This is a genomic window from Candidatus Pelagibacter sp. HIMB1493 (assembly GCF_052047995.1).
GTDB lineage: Bacteria > Pseudomonadota > Alphaproteobacteria > Pelagibacterales > Pelagibacteraceae > Pelagibacter.
This window is the reverse complement of record NZ_JBNAIP010000001.1, coordinates 248,174-267,231: the sequence shown is the minus strand read 5'-3', so window position 1 is coordinate 267,231 and position 19,058 is coordinate 248,174. Positions and strand designations below refer to the sequence as shown.

Here is a 19,058-nt window from a genome sequence, read left to right as displayed (position 1 = left end):
TGCTTATTTTAAAGTTTTTTATTTTTCATAACTTGTTTGTAATTAAAAGATCTTGATCTTGTTTAATTTTAAGTTCTTCGATATTTAAATTTGCTTCTTTTTCATTGGTAGATTTTTTGTTCAGTAATTTATTTTTGATCTTTTTAAAAATATTGGTTTTATTTTTTTTCTTTTCTTGTTTTGCGAGTTGTTTTCTTAATTTTTTATTTTTTTTCTCTTGTTTAATAATCATTTTGTTAATTTTTTTATCAGAGAATACTCTTAAATCCTTGCCATCTTTAATTGCTACTCTTTCATAAAATAAATCTAAAGCTGCTAAACGCTCTTTAGTTATCTCCTCAGTTTTCTTTATCTCTTTTATTATTTTAATTTTTGCTTCTTCAGTTCCAAATGCTGCATTTTTAAAAATACTCTTATTTATTCTTTGAGCTTTTAATCTCTTTTCTTTTTCTATTCTTTGATGTTTAACTAAATCTTTTTCTTTCTTAATTTTTTCATCAACTACCAAAGTAAATTTATCCTCAACTGTCGTATTAATATTTTTTACATTAACAATTATTTCTAATTCATAAGCATCTCCTTTGCTTTGCTTATCAATTAAAAAAGTTCTCTGAGTTGGTAAAAAATCAATCCAATTTGGCAGTGGTTGATTATTTGCTAATCTTACGGAATATTGAGGTTGCCCCTTACCTTGAAGTTTAAATGTATTTTTCGCAAATGTAAATTTATCAAAACCTTGGTTATAATTCTCAACAACAGGGTTTTGTTTTTGAATAGGCTTGATTACTTCAGATATATAACTTTCACCTAATTCATCAAATAAATCTTCAATTTCTCCTGCATATAATTCAGTATCGCAAATATAAAGATTACAGTCCTCAAAATTTTCTTTTCTAACAACATCTACTCCAACTGAAGTATAAACTTGGGCGACCGAGTATTGCATCTTAGCAAATGCAATATCTTTTCTAAGTTCAGCAACTAATGAACTTGCATCTTCTCTAATTATTTCTAGATCACCAAATCTTGCAATTTTTTGAGCGTTCCTTACTTGGTTAGCAATTTTTTTTGATACTGAATAATAACGATCAGCTGTTTCATATTCTTCCATACTCATTTGAAAATCAATATTAGCTAAGTGTACTTGTGACAGCACCGCCATTGATAGAGCAAGTCTTTGCTCTCTGATAATTGCTGTATTTGCTTCGTTTACCTTTTTAATTGAGGGTGCTCTAAAAACATTTAATAAGTTTGCACCAATTGACGAACCGTACTCAAAGTTTTGTTTATTTTGTAAATAATTATTTGATGAACTTGTGTAACTTGCATTTAAATTAAAACTTGGTAACAATGATCTTATACCCGCTTTAGTTTCTGCTAATGAAATTCTTTCTTGATATCTGTTTTCTAACAATTCAGTTCTATTTATTAAAGCATGTCTCTCCATATTCTTTAGTTTCATATCCAGAATATTGATCGGTTTGCTTGTTTTAACTAAATTATATTCTTGATTGGGCAGTAGCCCCATCAATCCTCCTAAAGTTATTTTCGCATTAATTAATGTTTGTCTTTGACTGATGAGTGCTCTTTTAATATCTAATAATTCTTTTTGATATAAAAGTGCGTCCATTGGTTTTTGCAATAGCATCTCTTCAATTTTTCGAGAATCACCAAGTGCTTGGTTAACTTTTTTAATTAACGGATCATACTTTTTAATTAATTTTTGTGCTGAAAGCGCATTCCAATAAGCTTGGATTACCTCTTTTGCAATGTTGTTAGTTGATTTTTTTTCAATTTCTTTAGCAATTAAATACCTATCTGCACTTTGGCCTGCTCTTATATATGATAAACCAAAATCAAGCGCATTCCATGCAAAACCTACATTTTGCTCAAACACATCTTTTGTTCTTGATGTGGAATATGAAGATCCTTTGCTTCCTGCAGTATCGTTTGAGCCTACCGTTGCACTAGTGCTTGATTGATATTTTTCACTTCCTGTGTAACCCGCATCAGCTGACATAGAGGGAAGCATATCAAACTTAATGTCTTCTAGTTGTTGATTTGCTAGTGCTGTTTCGAATAATTTTATCTTAATGTCTTTATTATTCTCAATTGCAAGTGCAATCGCTTTATATAAATCAATATCTAAATTGTTTTTGAGTATTTCGTTTTGTTCTCTAATTTCTGATATTTTCTTGATATCTTCTTTGGCAGATATTTCTAAAGTATCAATTGCAAGTGGTTCGGGCGATCTTGAAGAACAAGAAGTTAAAGCGATTAATAATACAATTAATGTTGTTTTTATTAAATTATTGAGCATTATAAAATATTAAACATTGATTTTTTACAGTGTAAAAATTAACGCTCAGAATGGGTTTTTTTTAAAATTTGGGCTAATTATTCAACTAAGACACTAAAAATTAATTTGTCCAAAATGGGTTGACTATAATCAACAGCTTGTCCATATTGGGTTTTTTATTATGAAAAAAATACCAAGTATATCTTCAGCTGTTAATGAATCGTATTTGAGAATACTGATAGGTAAAAATTACAACACTTTAAGCCCTATATTTTTTAGATTTGTTTCTGATTGGCTTATTGGTGCATACAGTAACTTTAAGGATATAGACACATACATAATCCTAATATATTTGGTCAATAATGACTTCAAATTTTATAGAGAAAACAACGTTCTTATTGACTTCGAAAGTTTTTATAAAGACAAAACACTAGAAATTGAGGAAATAAAGATCATCAAAATTGCTAAAGACCTTCTAATTCCTAAAGAAAGCGCAAGAAGAAAGGTTGCAGAATTGGAAAAACGAGGAGTAATAAAAAGAAAAAATAAAAAAATTTTTATCGATAGATCTGCATATGAAACTGTAAAACCTATAAAATCTTTAAGACATCTTTCTTTGTTGATTTCAATTTCATCTAAAATTCTAGTGAATGAAAACAAAATTGATAAATTTTATAATCCTGATGAAGTTTCAAAAAAGATTAAAGAACAATTTTCTTTTTGTTGGTACCAATTTTATAAATTTATTTTTGCTTACTATATTAGATGGAAAAAGATGTTTAAAGATTATGAATTGGTATGCATTGGATTATTAGTATTTGCTAACGCTGCAACAAATAAAAGCTTTGGATTAAAAAAATTAACTGCAAAAAAATGGGTAGAAGAGATAAGTGAAGCTGATAGTGTTGGGTTAAATGCTATGTCGATTTCAGATATCACAGGTATACCAAGACCAACGGTTGTTAGAAAACTAAATAAATTAATTAAAGCTGGATGGATGAATTATAATGAAAAAAAATTAATTTCTGTAAATCTGTCTAGAGAGACAAGTATACGTGGAAAAAAAGAGCAAGAAAAAACCTTAGATATGCTTTCTGAGTTAATTCTTAGAGTTTTAAATCAAATTAAAATTAATTAGATCTCCTTAAAAAAAAGATAAAAATAAATCCAGTTATATACATGATTAATGCATAAGCACCTGTTGGTAATGCATATAAGATATCAGTACCAAATATTTGAGTAGAAACAAAAAGTGCCAAAGTACCATTTTGTAGCCCACATTCTAAAGCTATACATCTCATTTGCTTAACACCTGAAGCAAAAGCTTTTGCGATATAATATGCAATAACCATCATTGATATATTTAAAATTAAGGCAATCAATCCTGCTTGTTTTATAAAAGTTAAAAAACTATCTCTTTCTGAATAAAATGCAGCTACAAAAAAAATAGCAAATAATATGATGTTAAGCTTATTGAATATTTCAACTTTAGAAGATATGAAATTTTCAGCAAACCTTCTAATTATCATTCCTAAAATAACAGGTACCGTTACAACTAAAAACATTTTTATAGCTATACCGCTCATTGAAATATTTTTTGAAACTTCAGTGATTCCAAGTAAATCTGCAGATGTAAATATAATTAATGGAACTGTGATTATGCTCAACAAACTAATTACAGCAGTAAGCGATATTGATAAGGCAACATCTCCATCTGCAAACTTAGTCATCACATTTGAGGTAACTCCTCCAGGAGCTGCTGCTATAATCATTACCCCAATTGCTATTTCTGGAGGCGTTCTTAAAATTATAATTAATAAGTAAGCAACGATAGGAAGAATTATTAATTGGGAAATAAAACCAACAATAAAATCTTTTGGAGATTTGAACACTCTTGAAAAATCTTCAAACTTCAAACCTAAACCTAAGCCTAACATTATTAAAGCCAGGATTATTGGTGCTATTTTAGTTACTATCTCCACAATTTAAACTTACAATGAAATGTTAACTTTTAAAATATAATTTCTATATACATTTATAAATTGTAATATAATTGTAAATAATGCTTTCAAACAAAGAAATTGTCTGTCCAAATAAACTTTTAGATATAGCTCTTAGTAAAAAAGGAGTTAAGGTTGCAGTTGTAAATGCTGGTAAACCTTTACCTATGTTATCTATTCAGGATGCTGTAAATGAAAATCTAATTGAACCAGTTTTTATCGGTCATGAAGTTGAGATACAAAAATGTGCTGAGGAACTTAGTTGGGATATTTCAAAATACGAACTTATTCATGAGCCAGTTGAAAACAATACTGCAAAAATTGCAGCTAAACTTGCTAGTGAAGATAAAGTTAAAATAATTGTTAAAGGACATATTCATACTGACGTTCTTATGAAAGAAGTTTTAAAACGAGAGTATAACTTATTAGGTAAAACTAGATTAAGTCATATCTGGCATATGACAGTTGATAAAGAGGATAAGCCATTAATAATAACTGATGGCGCTTTAAATGTTTTGCCAAATGTTAAAACTAAAATGCATATTCTTAAAAATGTAATAAATTTTTCAAATCGTATAGGAATTGAAAGACCAAAAGTTTCTGTATTGTCTGCAACTGAAGAAGTTTTAGAAAGTGTGCCAAGTTCAATTGAAGCAGCTGAAATAACAAAGCTTGCTAAAGAAGAAAATTTGAATGCAGATGTTTTTGGACCTTTAGCTTTTGATAATAGTATTTCAAAAAAATCTGCTGGTATTAAAGGTATTAAAAATTTAGTTGCAGGAGAAGCTGATGTATTATTAGTACCAAGTGTTGAAACCGGAAATGCCCTAGTTAAAATGATGATTTATTTTATGGGTGCATGTGCTGCAGGAGTTGTGGTGGGAGGAAAAGTCCCGGTTGTAATAACTAGTAGATCAGATGAAGCTCAAGCAAGATTGGCATCTATAGCTGCGGCAGTAGTAGCTTTGGACTAAATGATTAATTGAATTTTATAAGAAATTATCCTAAAAAACTTTAAATTTTAAAAGGAGAGAAATGGCAATTACATACTTAAAGAAATCACCAAAAACATCATCAACTGATGATACAAAAACTAGAGAAATAGTTGAAAATATTCTTAAAGATATTGAGACAAGTAAAGAAGAAGGTTGCAAAGAACTTTCTAAAAAATTTGATAAGTATGAAGGTGAAGTGGTTATCTCTAAAGAAAAAATTGAAGATATTAAAAAAAATTTAGATCAAAAAACTAAAGATGATGTTCAGTTCGCTCATGAAAGAGTGAGAAAATTTGCGGAAGCTCAATTAAAAAATTATGGTCAAGACTTTGAAGTTGAATTGTCTGAAGGTTTATATGCAGGTCAAAGATTAATTCCTGTTAATACCGCTGGATGTTATGTACCTGCTGGAAGATATGCTCACATTGCATCTGCAGTAATGAGTGTAACAACTGCAAAAGTAGCTGGAGTTAAAAATATTTTAGTATGTAGCTCTCCAAAACCTAGTGTTGGTGTTCATCCAACTATTGTTTATACTGCCGATCTTTGTGGTGCAGATGTAATTATGAACCTAGGTGGTGTTCAAGCAATAGCTGCAATGACCAATGGTTTATTTGGAAATGCACCAGCTGATATATTGGTAGGTCCTGGAAACCAATTTGTTGCTGAAGCTAAAAGAATTTTATTTGGTAAAGTAGGGATTGATTTATTTGCAGGTCCAACAGAAATAGGAATTATTGCTGATGAAAATGCAGATCCAGAAATCGTTGCAGTAGATTTAGTTGGACAAGCAGAGCATGGATACAATTCACCAGCTTGGCTTTGGACAACAAGTAAAGAATTAGCAGAAAAGGTTATTAAAAGAGTACCTGAGCTTATTGCTGATCTTCCAGAGTTACCAAGAACTAATGCAGAAGCTGCTTGGAGAGATTACGGAGAAGTTGTTCTTTGTGATACAGACGAGGAAATGGCGACAATTAGTGATGAGTACGCACCTGAGCACTTAGAAGTTCAAACTAAAAACTTAGAATGGTTCCACAAAAGATTAAAAAATTACGGTTCTTTATTTATTGGTGAAGAAACAACTGTTGCTTATGGTGATAAATGTTCAGGAACAAATCATATTCTTCCAACTAAAGGTGCTGGAAGATATACGGGTGGTTTGTTTGTTGGTAAATTTATCAAAACTTTAAGTTTCCAAAGAATGACAAAAGAATCTACTGAACTTGTTGGAGCAGCTGCTGCTAGACTTTCAAGATATGAAGGAATGGAAGCTCATGCAAGAACTGGTGATGTTAGATTGAAAAAATACGGTTACTAAACAATTTATTAAATAGGATTTAACATGAAAAAATTTGAAGAAGTAATGAGCGTCAGCAATGAAATAGAAAACATCACTGCTGAAGAGGCAAAGAAGAAATTAAACGATCCTAACGTTCAATTCATTGATGTTAGAGATAAAGAAAGTTTTTCTAAAGGTACTATTGGAAATGCAATGCATTTAGATAGAGGTTTGCTAGAATTTTATTTAGCTGAAGGAAGTCCTATTGAAAACGATACTTTTAAAAATAATCCTGACAAAGAATATGTTGTATTTTGTGGTTTAGGAGGACAAGGAACTCTTGCTACAAAAACAATGAAAGAAATGGGAATTAAGAACGTTAAAAATATTACAGGCGGTATGTCTGAGTGGGATAAGTTAAAAGATTAGTCCTTAATTAACTCTAAAACATCAATTCCTATTTGCTTAAGTATATGTATTAAGTCTATAGGCACCCAATTTTCTCTAATTTTACCTTCGTGGTGATGGTAAAAATCCATTACTCTCATAGTAACGTTTTGATTATCAGATTTATATCCTAACCAATCATCTGATCCATAGACTGCTTGTATGCTATGCCAGCCAGCAGTCATTGAAAAGTTTCCGTCACCAAGTTCACAGTAATGTCCTAATTTCCAATAATTTCTTTCTTTAAAAGTTTTTCTAAATGGTAACTGATGGTTGTCGACAAATCCCTCTAAGTTTCTTCCAGTACCAATTCCACTTGGCCCATACCATATCATTTTATCATGCCAAAATTCACTTTGTGGATGATTAATTAATTTATCTTTTAATTCTTCATCTGAATTAGTTTCTAACTCTGGCTTTATGTTCAAGCTCCTTTGCATCGTTAAAGATTGGTCTAAACTTTCTTCAGAAACCTTCATATCTTTTTCAAAATAATTTACACCATCGATATTAATTGGATTTAGCCAATTTCCCTCTGAACCTCTTGAAGGTTTGATTGGATTTTTTCCTGTTTGAAATATCAAATCTAATAAATCAATTAGAATATAACTCTCTACAATTTTATCATTTTTCAATTCATGGACTTCACAGCATTTAAGATTTACCATTTTATTAATTGGCTTTATTCCAAAAATAGGTTTTTTGAATGTGCCTGAAAGCATAGATACTGATCCAACTTGAACTTTATCTCTAAATGTACCTCCAATAACTATCTGTTCTCTTCTCTCAATGTCTGGAAAAGCTTCAAATAGAGGTAGCCAAAATTTTTCTTTAAAATTATTTACACCCTCAAATTCATTAACAGGGTGAAAACAATTAACTTTTACATCTTTATCAAAATAATTTTCTATATTTTGATCTAATTTAGATATTCCACCTTCTATGATTGTTTTTAAGTAGCTTCTTACTTTTGTTTTATTATTAAAATTTTCTTCAGGTGTAATTTCAATTTTTTTTACACCCTGCTGTTCTTTTAAACCTGTATCAAATTGTTGTATTGGCATTTATTTTAATTTAAGTAGGGTTAATATCATAATTCAATTAGAAAAACATATGGAAAATAGGTTAGCAAAATTTAATGAGCTGGTTCCAAGCACTCTACCCTTTGTGGAAGGAAAACTTGAAGGTCACAAAGAAAGAAAAAATTATTCTATAGTTGGACCTGGTGTAGCTGAAGATAGTAAACAATTTATAAAAATTGCTATACCTCATAGTTTTAATTTAGGTGCTGTGTCAGCACTTCCCCAAAATGGTTCGGGCTTACATAGTCACACAACTGCAGAAGTATTTGTTATTTATTCTGGTAGATGGAGATTTTATTGGGGAGCAGAAGGAAAAGATGAAACAATTTTGAATGCTGGTGACATAATTTCAATGCCAACTAATATGTTTAGAGCATTTGAAAACGCAGGTGACGAAGAAGGATTAATTTTTGTTGTCTTAGGTGGAGATGACCCTGGAATTATAACTTGGGTTCCAAGCGTTTTAGAAAAAGCAAAAAAAACTGGTATGGCACTTTTAAATGATAATTCGTTAATTGATTTATCTATTAATCAAATTCCAGAGGGAAAAACAATTCTTGAGCCTATTTCTCAAGAGGAAATAAAAAAATTTGATAACTATAAATTGGATCAACTAGAAAAGTTTATATTTAAAAGTAATGAAAATTCAAAATATGAAAACAAACTAAATGAGAACATTAATTTAATTCAAATTCTTGGAAATAAATTTGAAAAAAAAGAGTTCTCTCCAGTAATAAATCAAGATACCGGATTTAATCTCTCAATTTTAAAATCCAGTAGAGGTCATATAACCAATTTAAAATTTGAAAAACCTACAATAATGTTCTCAAGAACTGGAAAATGGGAAATAATGATTGATGATTTTCAGTGTATTTTAAATGCTAAAGATACAATTTCTATTCCAATTAATTCAAACGTTAATATTAAAATAGATGAAAATGAGGAATGTTACTTAAATTGTGTAACACAAATCTAATGAAAGGTTTTGATCCAAAATATAAAAACTTTCCTGATTACATACTAAAAATAACTAAACAAATTTGGGAAAATAAAGATGTTGAGTCTATTGGTCAATTTTATAGTGATAATATTCCAGTTAGATCACCTTTTGGTGTCACGTATGGAAATAAACCTGTAATCGATGCTACTTATGCAACCTTAAAAGAATTTCCTAACAGACAATTGCTTGGAGAAGATGTGATTTGGAATGGAAATGATGATATTGGTTATCATTCGTCTCATAGAATTTTAAGTAAAGGAACACATCTTGGTGATGGTTCATACGGCAAACCAACTGGTAAAGATATTTATTACAGAGTAATTGCTGATTGTGCATGCAAAAATAATCAAGTCTATGATGAATGGATTGTTCGTGATCAAGGTGCAATGGTAAGACAAATAGGATTTACACCAAAAGATTTTGCTCAAATGCTTATAGATAAAGAAGGCGGTGTTGAAAAAGCAAAACAATTATTTAATTCAAATTCTGAGATGAATTCAGATTACAAGCAAGGCGTTGTACCTAATGATTCTGCTGGAGGTAAATACTCCAAAATATTAAAAAATATCTTTAAAGATGATTATGATTTTTCCGATTATGCAAGAGCCGCAACTATTTATTGGCCTGGAAACAAAATCGGACATGGGAGAGAGGATATAATCAAATTTTGGAATGCTTTAAAAGATACTTTGAGTGATATGAAGTTTTCTGTTGAGCACATTGGTTATTTAGAAGAAGCAGATAAAAATCCTAGAACATCAATAAGATGGTTTCTAGAAGGTAGACATTCTAAAGACACTGAAGAATTTGGAGAAAAATCAAATCAAAATATTTTTATAATGGGTATAAACCATGCAGAAATAATTGATGGAAATGTTATAAGAGAATGGGTTTTGTTTGATGAGGTTGCAATTTGGAAACAAATTTTAATGAAATAAATAATGAGTAAAATTAAAACAACACATGTAGGAAGTTTACCAAGATCAAATGAATTATCTGATCTTTTATTTAAGAAAGATCAAAAAGAAAAAATAGATTTAAATCAATTTGATGAAATTGTTCAAAGAGATGTAGATAATATTGTTAAAAAACAAATAGAAGTTGGAATTGACTATATTAGTGACGGTGAAATGTCTAAGATTAGCTATGCAACTTATGTTAAAGATAGAATTGATGGCTTTTCAGGAGAAAGTGAAAGAAAAGCACCAAAAGATTTAGACGATTTTCCATCTTTTAAAGAAAGAATTGCAAGAACAGGTGGTACTCCTACTTACACACGACCTTGCTGTACAAGTGAATTAAAAATTAAAGATAAAACTTCCCTAACAAAAGATATAAATAATTTTAAACAAGCTTTAGAAAAAAATAATCACAAAGATGCGTTCATGAATGCTGCTTCTCCAGGAGTTATTTCAGCTTTCTTACCCAATAAATTTTATCAAAATGATGATGAATATTTAGAAAATTTATCTAACCTGATGAAAGACGAATATGAAGAAATTACATCAAATGGATTAAAACTTCAGTTAGATTGTCCAGATTTAGCTCTTGCAAGACATATGACTTTTAAAGATTTGTCTGAAGAAGAATTTTTAATCAGAGCAGAAAAACAAATAGAATGTTTAAATAACGCTATTAGTAATATTGATAGCTCTAAAATAAGAATGCACATTTGCTGGGGTAATTATGAAGGACCTCATTTACATGACATTGCACTAGAAAAAATTATGCCTATAGCTTTAAAGGCTAATATACAAACATACTTAATTGAGTCGTCAAATCCAAGACATTCTCATGAGTGGCAAATTTTTGAAAATTTAAAAATCCCAAATGACAAAATGATTGCTCCTGGAGTAATCGACTCAACCACAAACTTTGTTGAACATCCCGAGGTTGTAAAAAATAGAATTGTAACTTATTCAAAAGTTGTTGAGAGAGATCAACTAGTTGCTGGAACAGATTGTGGTTTTAGTACCTTTGCGGGCTTTGGAAATGTTGATGAAAATATTGTTTATAAGAAGCTAGAGTCTTTGGTACTTGGCGCAGAACTTGCGTCAAAAGTGATTTAATTTCCTCTTTAATTTAAACTTCCTAATAGATATAGTTTTTGAACTTAAATTATAATTTAACAATAAATATAAAGAGAGAAAACATATGAGAAAAATACTAGTTACTTTATTGTTTTTACTTTTTGGAACTTCTGCTTATGCAGATTGTAACATTAAAAGTGGTTCAATAAATATTTTGGCTAATGATTTTCCTGCATTAAGAACTTTCGTTGAAACTTCTAAACAATGTAAAGGAAGTGCAGATTTTAAAGTGACTCATTCATCTGAGCACAATAAAATCGCAGTGCCAGCTCTTACTGCAAATCCATCTGAATTTTCAGCTAGAATTGCAGCAAACAGTTCAATCGTTCCTTTAATGAACCAAGACTTAATAAGACCTTTAGATGATCTTGTTAAAAAATATGGAAAAGGAATTCAAGACTCTCAATTGATCACAATTGATGGAAAAGTAATGGCTGTAGCATTTATGGCTAACACTCAACACTTATACTATAGAGAAGACGTTTTAAAAGATCTTGGTATAGCTGTTCCAAAAACATATGAAGAGGTAGTTGCTGCTTCTGAAAAAATTAGAGCTTCAGGAAAAATGCAATATCCATATGCTGCTGCTTACAAAGCAGGTTGGAACTTAGCAGAAGAGTTTGTGAACATGTACATTGGTCATGGTGGTGAATTCTTTAAGTCTGGAAGTGCAGAACCAAATGTAAATAATGCAAAAGGTGTTGCTACTTTAAACATGCTTAAAAAATTATCTGAATTAAGTAACCCAGATTATTTAACACATGATAGTGAAGCTATTAAAGTTGAATGGGAAGCAGGAAATGTTGCATTAATGACATTGTGGGCTTCTAGATCAGGTACACTTTTAGATGATGAAGGTGATGCTAATATTACTAAAGCTACAAAACTAACAGGTCCAGCTACTGTTGCTGGTGGAAATATCCCAGCTGCAACTTTATGGTGGGATGGTTTCACACTTGCAAAAAATAGACCTGATGCTGATGCTGAAGCAACGTTTAGAGCTTTAGCGCACGCTGCATCAAACAAGAAAATGGTTGCTGACGCTGCTGACCAAGCTGTTTGGTTAGTAGAAGGATTTGTTCCAGGACCAAAATCTATTGGTGTAATTGAAGCTGTAAAAATGGGTGCAAAACCATATCCAATGTTACCACAAATGGGTTTAATGCATGGTGCATTAGGAAGTGAGATTGTTGAGTTTTTACAAGGTAAAGAGTCAGCTGAACAAGCATTAAAAGATGTTGAAGCTGCTTACACTAGTAAAGCTAAAGAACAAGGCTTTCTATAAAATCTAATATTTAAGTGGGGACTTGATCCCCACTTAACAAAAATTTTCAATGCCTAATAAAACTTTTTTTTGGTTTTTTTTACCAACAGGATTAGCAATGATCCTTTTTATTGGGCTTCCTATCATTTCTACTGGGGTTCAATCCTTTTACGCTCAGCATGATCAAGTAGTTAAAGAAGTTAAAAAATGTGATCCATTTGGCTGTACTGTTTCAATTGTAGTCGACAATGAAGCAACTACTAAAATAAGAGAAGCAAAACCTTTAGGAAAATTTAATGGTTTTGGGACGTATATAGATAGAAACCATCTAGCAACAGAAGAAATAAAAAAATTTTGGAATGAAACAGAAACTTTTGGTGAATTTGTTGATCAAGTAACCAATCTACCCTTTTACAAAGCGCTAATCTTTACATTAACTTATTGTATATTTGTAACTCCAAATGTCTTGTTATTAGGTTTTATTATAGCTTTGAGTTTAAACGCAATCTCAAGAAAAATTAGAGGTCCTTTAATCTTTGGTACTATTTTACCAATGATTGTAACTCCACTAGTTGGATCTTTAGTATTATTCTGGATGATAGACTCTCAAGGAATAATAGGAGCCAACATTCAAAATTTAATGAATGATCCATATTTATCTTTGAAATCCTCTAAAACTCTCACGTGGATAACAATTATTATATATGGAATTTGGCATCACTCCCCTTTTGCATTTGTAGTTTTTTATGCTGCGCTTCAAACAGTTCCTCAGGAACCTATTGAAGCTGCAATTATTGATGGTGCTTCAAGATTTCAGAGAATTAAACATATTGTACTACCTCATATCTACCCGGTAGTAACATTTGTTGCATTAATATCATTGATGGATAATTTTAGAGTTTTTGAACCAATTATAGGTTTTAGTGCTGAAGGTAGTGCGCAATCTCTTTCATGGTTAATTTACGATAACTTAGTAAATGAAGAGGTTATTTTATTTGGTTCTGCTGCAGCGACATCAATGATGACAATCATTGGCATAGCAATTTTGCTTGCCCCTGTATTAGTTAGAACATGGAAAGAATTTAAAACTGCGAGATAAATATGGATTACGGTTTAGATAAAAAATCAAATACTTTGAAAACATTTAATACCATATTTATTATTTCTTGGTTGTTAGTTGCATGTTTTCCATTCATCTGGACTTTTTGGGGATCATTTAAAGTAAGAGCAGACTTTTTTTCAAGGTCAGATTGGTGGTATGCAATTTCAGCTTTCAATACATTAATTGAAACTGGTGAAAAGTTTACAACAAATGCTTATCATGAAGCTTGGTTTGAGGGTGAATTTTGGAAAGCGTCCAAAAATACGATTATTGTTACTGTGTTTGTTGTTAGTATTTCATTGTTTTTGGGAACTTTAGGAGCTTACGCTCTTTCAAGATCAACTGAGAAATATGCATTTTGGATTTTAATGGCAGCTTTAATCTTTAGAGCTATGCCACATATAACTCTAGTCTCGGGTTATCTATTTCCATTTTTTGAATTACAAATATGGGGAATACTGCCAACAACTATTGTTGTTTTAGTTGCTATTAATCAACCATTTACTTTATGGTTACTCTATTCATTCTTTAAAACAATTCCAAAAGAGCTTGATGAAAGTGCATTGATTGATGGATGTTCATATTTTCAAGCATTCAGACATATTATAATGCCTGTGATGTGGCCTGGAGTTATTACTGCTGGATTATTTAGTTTAATGCTTGCTTATAATGATTTCACGGTAACAGCTTTACTACTTAATCAAGAAAATCATACTATGGTTCCAAAGATACAAAGTTATTTAGGAACTAATCAACACGAAGGTAATCTAATGTGGGCAGTATCTGCTGTAGTGTCCGCGACAGCACCATTGTTTATGTTGGTAATGTTCTTTCAGAGACAAGTTATCAGTGGTTTAACTACTGGAGCTGTAAAAGGTTGAAGAAAAATTACAAAGCTTTGTTATTCGGTTCTATTGGAACTCTCGTTGAAACATCAGAAATTCAGAGAAAATCCTTTAATGAAGCATTTAAAAAAAATGGATTGGATTGGTATTGGACTAAAAAAGAATATATCAAACTTCTAAATAAATCAGGTGGTAGAGATAGAATAACAGAATATGCAAGAACAAAAGATATTAAAGTTAATGCTAAGCAATTAAGAGATTTAAAAACTAAACTATTCAATAATTACTTAAAGAAAAATCATTTAAAATTAAGACCAGGTGTTAAAAATATAATTAATCTTTGTATTAAAGAAAAAATTAAACTAGCTTTTGTAACCTCTACCTCAAAAAATAATATTAATTCTATTCTTTTCTCATTAAGAAAATCAATTAATCAAAAAAACTTTAATTTTATTGGAAATTCAAAATTGGTTAAAAATTTAAAACCAAATCCAGATATATATCTTCTTGCATTAAAAAAGCTTAAATTAAAACCTAAGGAATGTTTAGCTATTGAAGATTCTCAAGAAAGTTTAAATTCAGCAGTTAAAGCAAAAATTAAATGCATAATTTTTCCAGGAAAGTTTCACTTAAATAAAAAGTTTAAGAACGCTTTTAAAAAATTAGAGAAATTAAATAAAAATATTATTCTGAAATAAAATCATTTACCAGATTATTAAATCTATCTGGTTCTTCTAAATGAACATTATGACTGCAATTTTTAAATATTTCTAGACGACTATTTTTAATATTTTTATTTAACGTGTCGACCTGTTCAAAATTGTAAGAGATATCTTTATCACCCCATATAATTAAGGTATCATTTTTAATGTTTTTCAAATTATCAATACCTCTCCAATTTTTCATTGCAAGCAAGGCGTTATCAGCAGTTTCTAATGAAACATTTTTAACTGCATTAGCACATAAAAAATAATTTTTATCTTTATCCCCTTTTACAAACCATTTAGGTGGAACTCTTGAAAATGATACTTCAGTACCCTCTTTCTTAAGTTTCTCTCTTGTTTCGTCCATAGTTTCAAATCTACCGGGGATATCTCCAATAGATCCTGTTGCAAAACAGATTAATTTATTAACTCTATCACCAATTAATTTTGTTATTTCTTGAACAATCATTCCACCCATTGAATGTCCAATTAAATTAAATTTTTCGATTTTTTTTTCATCTAGTATTTCAATGATTTTTTTTGCCATCGCATTAATAGAATTTAATGATTGCACATTATGACTTTCACCAAAACCAGGAAGTGCAGGAGCAATAACTCTAAAATTTTTTGAAAAGTAATCTTTTTGAAAGCACCACATCTCTGAGGAGCCTAAATATCCATGTACTAAAACAAATGGAAAACCTTCACCTTTATCATCTACAAAAATATTACTCATAAAAGCTTAATTATCATTTCCTTTAAAATAAACAAAACTAAAAAACTCATAAAAGCTATGATGAATATATTTATTACCTGCCATATTTTTTTGTCATTAGCATACATGGAAAGATAATTTGATAAATATCCCAAAATAAAGAAAAACAAAAATGAAGCAAAAGATGCGCCTATCGCAAATGAAAGTTTTTGATTTAATAAGTAGTTCTTAGAAAAATTTCCAAGAATAAAAACTGTATCAGAGTAAACATGTGGATTTAAATATGTGAACCCTAATGTTTTTAAGAAAATATTTAACTTTGATACCGCAATAACATTACTTTGAAAATTAACTTCTTTGTAATGAGTTTTAATTTTTGAATAAATAAAATGAATTAAAAAAACCACTAAAAGAAGGTTAAAAATAAATTCAACTATTGAATTAAAAAATTGATTAAAAAAATGAAATAAAAAAATTCCAAAAAAAATTAATATTAAATCAGAAAGTGAGCAAATAAAACAAACTAGAAATACATGCTGTTTTTTTAAACCTTGTTCAATTACAAAAATGTTTTGAGCACCAATTGCTAAAATTAAACTTAGGCCAGTAAAAAAACCTAACAGTGCGTATTCCATTGATTTTTCTTAAACTCGTTTTCTACCCTGAACAACTCTATCAAGAATAAGAGCTACAAATAATATTGCTACACCTGCTAAAATACCTTGTCCTACGTTTGCGTATTGAAGTGCTTCTAATACATCTTGACCTAAACCTTTAGCACCGATTAATGATGCAACAACTACCATTGCTAAACTTAACATGACTGTTTGGTTAACACCTGCTAATATAGATGGAGTTGCTAATGGTAAATCTACTTTTCTAAGCAAATACCATTTAGATGCACCATAAGCGATTGCAGCTTCTCTAATTGTTTCAGGTACTCCTCTTAAACCAAGAACTGTTAGTCTAACTACAGGTGTTCCACCAAATATCATTGTAATAATAACTGCTGCGACTTTTCCAGTTCCAAAAAATGCTATTACAGGTATCATGAATACAAAAGCAGGCATTGTTTGCATAAAATCCATGATCGGTCTGATCATTGAATAAAATCTTTGTCGCCTTGCACAAAAAATTCCAAGAGGAATACCAATTACAATACTTAATACTGCTGCTGTTCCTAAAAGAGCTAATGTTGTCATAGCTTTAACCCAGAAACCCAAAAATCCCATGTAACATAAAAATCCTGCTGAATATATTGCAGCTCTAGGTCCTGCTGCTAATCCCGTTAAGGTTACAATGGTTGTAATAATTACTATCCAAGGAGTTTTAACAAATAATAACTCTAAGAAATCTAGTACTGATCTAATACCAATAGTGATTGCCGTAAATAACGCATCTCCTTTTAATACTGCATAATCGAAGATCGTTTCTACCCATTTTATTGATGTTAACCTGATATCTGGATGAGTTGGAAAATCATCCATTAATGTAATGACACCAGGAAAACTATAATGCACTACAGAAAAAAACATAATAACTGCAGCAAACATTGTGCTTGATACAAAATTCTTAACTTGCATCCCAGGTCTTAGAGTTTTGTCTGATAACCATTCTGAATATCTTTTTTCTAATATCGAGTTAGCTAGTATTCCTTGAACAACTTTAACTGCAATTAACAATCCAATACCAAAAATTGTAATCCAAATAGCTGATGCCTCAATCCTTGCTACTTCATCTATGTAGCCTTGCATTGCATCCTCTAGTGATTTGATATTTCTTTTATAAACCTCAACTTTGTCTGGATTATTTGTAATAGCTGCTTCTAACTGTTTGTTTCTAAAAGCTATAGTTGACTCAACTTGTTTAATTTTTTCTACAGCTTCTTTAGTAATATTACCAAACAAACCTCTTATTATTTGAACAACAGAAAAAGTTTCAATAATTAGAAAAGCCAAAGCCCAATTCCAAATATTTCTCATTCCAAACCAAATTGGCCCTAGAATTCCAGCATACAAATTAAATGAAAATGAAAAAGAAGGTTTGCTTCCAATTTTTTGAAATTCCTTAATATAATATTCAGGATTAGATTTTACAAAATCTGTAATTAACTCTGATCTGGTTGGATTATGTATTTGTTTATTCTCCATCTCCACCCTCTATAACCGCTTTTAAAAGATCTGATTGTGTTAACACACCAACATTATTTTGATTGTTATCTTTAACAACCAATGGTCCTTTACTAGATTTTGATAACTCAATGAGCTTACTTAATAATTCATTTTCCCCAACACTTTTGTTGTTTTCATTTAATTTTCCATTAGCACTCTCGTAACTCTCAATAGATTGCATGATTGTTTTAGCTTGAACAACTTTTAGTCTTGAAATTCCTTTTACAAAGTCAGCAACATATTCATCTGCAGGACTTACAACTATTTCTTCGGGTGTACCTATTTGGATTACTTTTCCATCTCTCATAATAGCAATTCTGTGTCCTACTCTTACTGCTTCATCTAAATCATGAGTAATAAATACTGTGGTTTTTTTCATTTGTTTAGAAAGTTTAATGAACTCAGCTTGAAGCTGTCTTCTAATCAGTGGATCTAATGCACTAAAAGGTTCGTCCATTAACAGAAATTCAGGATCAGCTGCTAGTGCTCTTGCAAGACCTACCCTTTGTTGCATTCCTCCAGATAGTTCGTGAGCAAACTTATTACCCCAACCTTGCAGCTCTACAATTTCTAAAATTTTATTTGCAGCATCTAATCTATCATTTTTACTCACACCTCTTATTTCAAGTGGCATTGCAATGTTATCAACAACAGATCTATGAGGCATAAGCGCAAAGTTTTGAAAAACCATACCTATTTTTTTATTTCTTAATTCTTGAAGGCTTTCTCTATCTAAGGCCATTACATCCTGACCATTAATTAAAATTTTTCCTGATGTTGGTTCTAAAAGTCTATTAATATGCCTTACTAATGTAGACTTTCCACTCCCTGAAAGCCCCATTACACAGAATATTTCACCTTGTTTAACATCAAATGAAACATCTGAAACTCCAATAACTGAGTTGTAATTTTCTAAGGCTTCTGTTTTTGAAACTTTTTTATTTTGGATTGCATCTAATGCTTCTTTAGAAGCATTACCAAATACTTTCCAAACATTTTGAATTTGTATTGCTGAACTCGATGAATCCATTTTTGTCTTTTATTATAGGAAAATATACTCGG

At 30.3% G+C, this 19,058-nt stretch carries 18 protein-coding genes; 11 read left to right on the top strand and 7 right to left on the bottom strand.

What is annotated here, in order from left to right; translation table 11 throughout:
* Positions 1 to 25: 25 nt before the first annotated feature.
* Positions 26 to 2,320 (bottom strand): TolC family protein, encoded by a 2,295-nt coding sequence (locus ACTTBK_RS01415; protein ID WP_440618261.1) that lies wholly within the window; start codon positions 2,318 to 2,320, stop codon positions 26 to 28.
* Positions 2,321 to 2,480: 160 nt separating this feature from the next.
* Here ACTTBK_RS01415 and ACTTBK_RS01410 point away from each other — a divergent pair, with 160 nt between their 5' ends.
* Positions 2,481 to 3,437 (top strand): MarR family transcriptional regulator, encoded by a 957-nt coding sequence (locus tag ACTTBK_RS01410; protein ID WP_440618260.1) that lies wholly within the window; start codon positions 2,481 to 2,483, stop codon positions 3,435 to 3,437.
* On the opposite strand, the gene ACTTBK_RS01405 is transcribed toward ACTTBK_RS01410, so the two are convergent.
* On the bottom strand, positions 3,430 to 4,281 hold the full coding sequence (locus ACTTBK_RS01405; RefSeq protein WP_440618259.1) for a bile acid:sodium symporter family protein: 852 nt from the start codon (positions 4,279 to 4,281) through the stop codon (positions 3,430 to 3,432). The two genes, ACTTBK_RS01410 and ACTTBK_RS01405, sit on opposite strands and share 8 nt — an antisense overlap.
* 80 nt (positions 4,282 to 4,361) lie before the next feature.
* Here ACTTBK_RS01405 and ACTTBK_RS01400 point away from each other — a divergent pair, with 80 nt between their 5' ends.
* The 3 genes from ACTTBK_RS01400 (at position 4,362) to ACTTBK_RS01390 (ending at position 7,005) form a co-directional block, all read left to right on the top strand.
* Entirely contained in the window at positions 4,362 to 5,273 is a 912-nt protein-coding gene (locus tag ACTTBK_RS01400; RefSeq protein ID WP_440618258.1) for a bifunctional enoyl-CoA hydratase/phosphate acetyltransferase, read from the top strand.
* 61 nt (positions 5,274 to 5,334) lie between these two features.
* A complete protein-coding gene (gene hisD / locus ACTTBK_RS01395; RefSeq protein WP_440618257.1) occupies positions 5,335 to 6,615 on the top strand; it encodes a histidinol dehydrogenase in 1,281 nt (426 codons plus the stop codon).
* A 24-nt stretch (positions 6,616 to 6,639) separates the two neighbouring features.
* Positions 6,640 to 7,005: a rhodanese-like domain-containing protein gene (locus tag ACTTBK_RS01390; protein WP_075505893.1), complete on the top strand. Its 366-nt coding sequence runs from the start codon at positions 6,640 to 6,642 to the stop codon at positions 7,003 to 7,005.
* Here the strand turns inward: ACTTBK_RS01390 and ACTTBK_RS01385 are convergent.
* Complete coding sequence (locus tag ACTTBK_RS01385) at positions 7,002 to 8,087, bottom strand: ester cyclase (protein ID WP_440618256.1); 1,086 nt, start codon at positions 8,085 to 8,087, stop codon at positions 7,002 to 7,004. The two genes, ACTTBK_RS01390 and ACTTBK_RS01385, sit on opposite strands and share 4 nt — an antisense overlap.
* A 49-nt stretch (positions 8,088 to 8,136) precedes the next feature.
* Here ACTTBK_RS01385 and ACTTBK_RS01380 point away from each other — a divergent pair, with 49 nt between their 5' ends.
* From ACTTBK_RS01380 to ACTTBK_RS01350, 7 genes are all read left to right on the top strand, one after another.
* Entirely contained in the window at positions 8,137 to 9,081 is a 945-nt protein-coding gene (locus tag ACTTBK_RS01380) for a cupin domain-containing protein (RefSeq protein WP_440618255.1), read from the top strand.
* Positions 9,051 to 10,043, top strand: coding sequence for an ester cyclase (locus tag ACTTBK_RS01375; protein ID WP_440618254.1), 993 nt, complete (start codon positions 9,051 to 9,053; stop codon positions 10,041 to 10,043). Before ACTTBK_RS01380 ends, ACTTBK_RS01375 begins: the two co-directional genes overlap by 31 nt.
* Positions 10,044 to 10,046: 3 nt before the next feature.
* Positions 10,047 to 11,174 (top strand): cobalamin-independent methionine synthase II family protein, encoded by a 1,128-nt coding sequence (locus ACTTBK_RS01370; RefSeq protein WP_440618253.1) that lies wholly within the window; start codon positions 10,047 to 10,049, stop codon positions 11,172 to 11,174.
* Between the two features lie 85 nt (positions 11,175 to 11,259).
* Positions 11,260 to 12,480 carry an ABC transporter substrate-binding protein gene (locus ACTTBK_RS01365; protein ID WP_262590503.1) on the top strand — a complete coding sequence of 407 codons (1,221 nt, stop codon included), beginning with the start codon at positions 11,260 to 11,262 and terminating at the stop codon, positions 12,478 to 12,480.
* Between the two features lie 49 nt (positions 12,481 to 12,529).
* Positions 12,530 to 13,558, top strand: a complete 1,029-nt coding sequence (locus ACTTBK_RS01360) for a carbohydrate ABC transporter permease (protein ID WP_075505888.1) — start codon at positions 12,530 to 12,532, stop codon at positions 13,556 to 13,558.
* A gap of 2 nt (positions 13,559 to 13,560) precedes the next feature.
* Positions 13,561 to 14,442, top strand: coding sequence for a carbohydrate ABC transporter permease (locus ACTTBK_RS01355; protein ID WP_440618252.1), 882 nt, complete (start codon positions 13,561 to 13,563; stop codon positions 14,440 to 14,442).
* The gene (locus ACTTBK_RS01350; RefSeq protein ID WP_440618251.1) at positions 14,439 to 15,104 is read left to right on the top strand and encodes an HAD-IA family hydrolase; all 666 of its coding nucleotides are present in this window, start codon (positions 14,439 to 14,441) and stop codon (positions 15,102 to 15,104) included. Before ACTTBK_RS01355 ends, ACTTBK_RS01350 begins: the two co-directional genes overlap by 4 nt.
* Here the strand turns inward: ACTTBK_RS01350 and ACTTBK_RS01345 are convergent.
* From ACTTBK_RS01345 to ACTTBK_RS01330, 4 genes are read right to left on the bottom strand one after another with little or no spacing between them, the layout of a single operon-like run.
* On the bottom strand, positions 15,091 to 15,846 hold the full coding sequence (locus ACTTBK_RS01345) for an alpha/beta fold hydrolase (protein ID WP_440618250.1): 756 nt from the start codon (positions 15,844 to 15,846) through the stop codon (positions 15,091 to 15,093). The genes ACTTBK_RS01350 and ACTTBK_RS01345 overlap by 14 nt on opposite strands.
* Complete coding sequence (locus ACTTBK_RS01340) at positions 15,843 to 16,460, bottom strand: LysE/ArgO family amino acid transporter (protein ID WP_440618249.1); 618 nt, start codon at positions 16,458 to 16,460, stop codon at positions 15,843 to 15,845. The genes ACTTBK_RS01345 and ACTTBK_RS01340 overlap by 4 nt, the downstream gene beginning before the upstream one ends.
* 9 nt (positions 16,461 to 16,469) lie before the next feature.
* Complete coding sequence (locus tag ACTTBK_RS01335) at positions 16,470 to 17,975, bottom strand: ABC transporter permease (RefSeq protein ID WP_440618248.1); 1,506 nt, start codon at positions 17,973 to 17,975, stop codon at positions 16,470 to 16,472.
* Positions 17,965 to 19,026: a quaternary amine ABC transporter ATP-binding protein gene (locus tag ACTTBK_RS01330; protein WP_440618247.1), complete on the bottom strand. Its 1,062-nt coding sequence runs from the start codon at positions 19,024 to 19,026 to the stop codon at positions 17,965 to 17,967. The genes ACTTBK_RS01335 and ACTTBK_RS01330 overlap by 11 nt, the downstream gene beginning before the upstream one ends.
* Positions 19,027 to 19,058: the final 32 nt, after the last annotated feature.

Bases quoted from the DNA above. Each gene is read 5' to 3' on its own strand.
- ACTTBK_RS01330 (WP_440618247.1), bottom strand. From the start codon at position 19,026: ATGGATTCATCGAGTTCAGCAATACAAATTCAAAATGTTTGGAAAGTA.
- ACTTBK_RS01375 (WP_440618254.1), top strand. From the start codon at position 9,051: ATGTTACTTAAATTGTGTAACACAAATCTAATGAAAGGTTTTGATCCA.
- ACTTBK_RS01415 (WP_440618261.1), bottom strand. From the start codon at position 2,320: ATGCTCAATAATTTAATAAAAACAACATTAATTGTATTATTAATCGCT.
- ACTTBK_RS01370 (WP_440618253.1), top strand. From the start codon at position 10,047: ATGAGTAAAATTAAAACAACACATGTAGGAAGTTTACCAAGATCAAAT.
- ACTTBK_RS01400 (WP_440618258.1), top strand. From the start codon at position 4,362: ATGCTTTCAAACAAAGAAATTGTCTGTCCAAATAAACTTTTAGATATA.
- hisD (WP_440618257.1), top strand. From the start codon at position 5,335: ATGGCAATTACATACTTAAAGAAATCACCAAAAACATCATCAACTGAT.
- ACTTBK_RS01410 (WP_440618260.1), top strand. From the start codon at position 2,481: ATGAAAAAAATACCAAGTATATCTTCAGCTGTTAATGAATCGTATTTG.
- ACTTBK_RS01385 (WP_440618256.1), bottom strand. From the start codon at position 8,087: ATGCCAATACAACAATTTGATACAGGTTTAAAAGAACAGCAGGGTGTA.
- ACTTBK_RS01390 (WP_075505893.1), top strand. From the start codon at position 6,640: ATGAAAAAATTTGAAGAAGTAATGAGCGTCAGCAATGAAATAGAAAAC.
- ACTTBK_RS01365 (WP_262590503.1), top strand. From the start codon at position 11,260: ATGAGAAAAATACTAGTTACTTTATTGTTTTTACTTTTTGGAACTTCT.
- ACTTBK_RS01360 (WP_075505888.1), top strand. From the start codon at position 12,530: ATGCCTAATAAAACTTTTTTTTGGTTTTTTTTACCAACAGGATTAGCA.
- ACTTBK_RS01345 (WP_440618250.1), bottom strand. From the start codon at position 15,846: ATGAGTAATATTTTTGTAGATGATAAAGGTGAAGGTTTTCCATTTGTT.
- ACTTBK_RS01355 (WP_440618252.1), top strand. From the start codon at position 13,561: ATGGATTACGGTTTAGATAAAAAATCAAATACTTTGAAAACATTTAAT.
- ACTTBK_RS01380 (WP_440618255.1), top strand. From the start codon at position 8,137: ATGGAAAATAGGTTAGCAAAATTTAATGAGCTGGTTCCAAGCACTCTA.
- ACTTBK_RS01335 (WP_440618248.1), bottom strand. From the start codon at position 17,975: ATGGAGAATAAACAAATACATAATCCAACCAGATCAGAGTTAATTACA.
- ACTTBK_RS01340 (WP_440618249.1), bottom strand. From the start codon at position 16,460: ATGGAATACGCACTGTTAGGTTTTTTTACTGGCCTAAGTTTAATTTTA.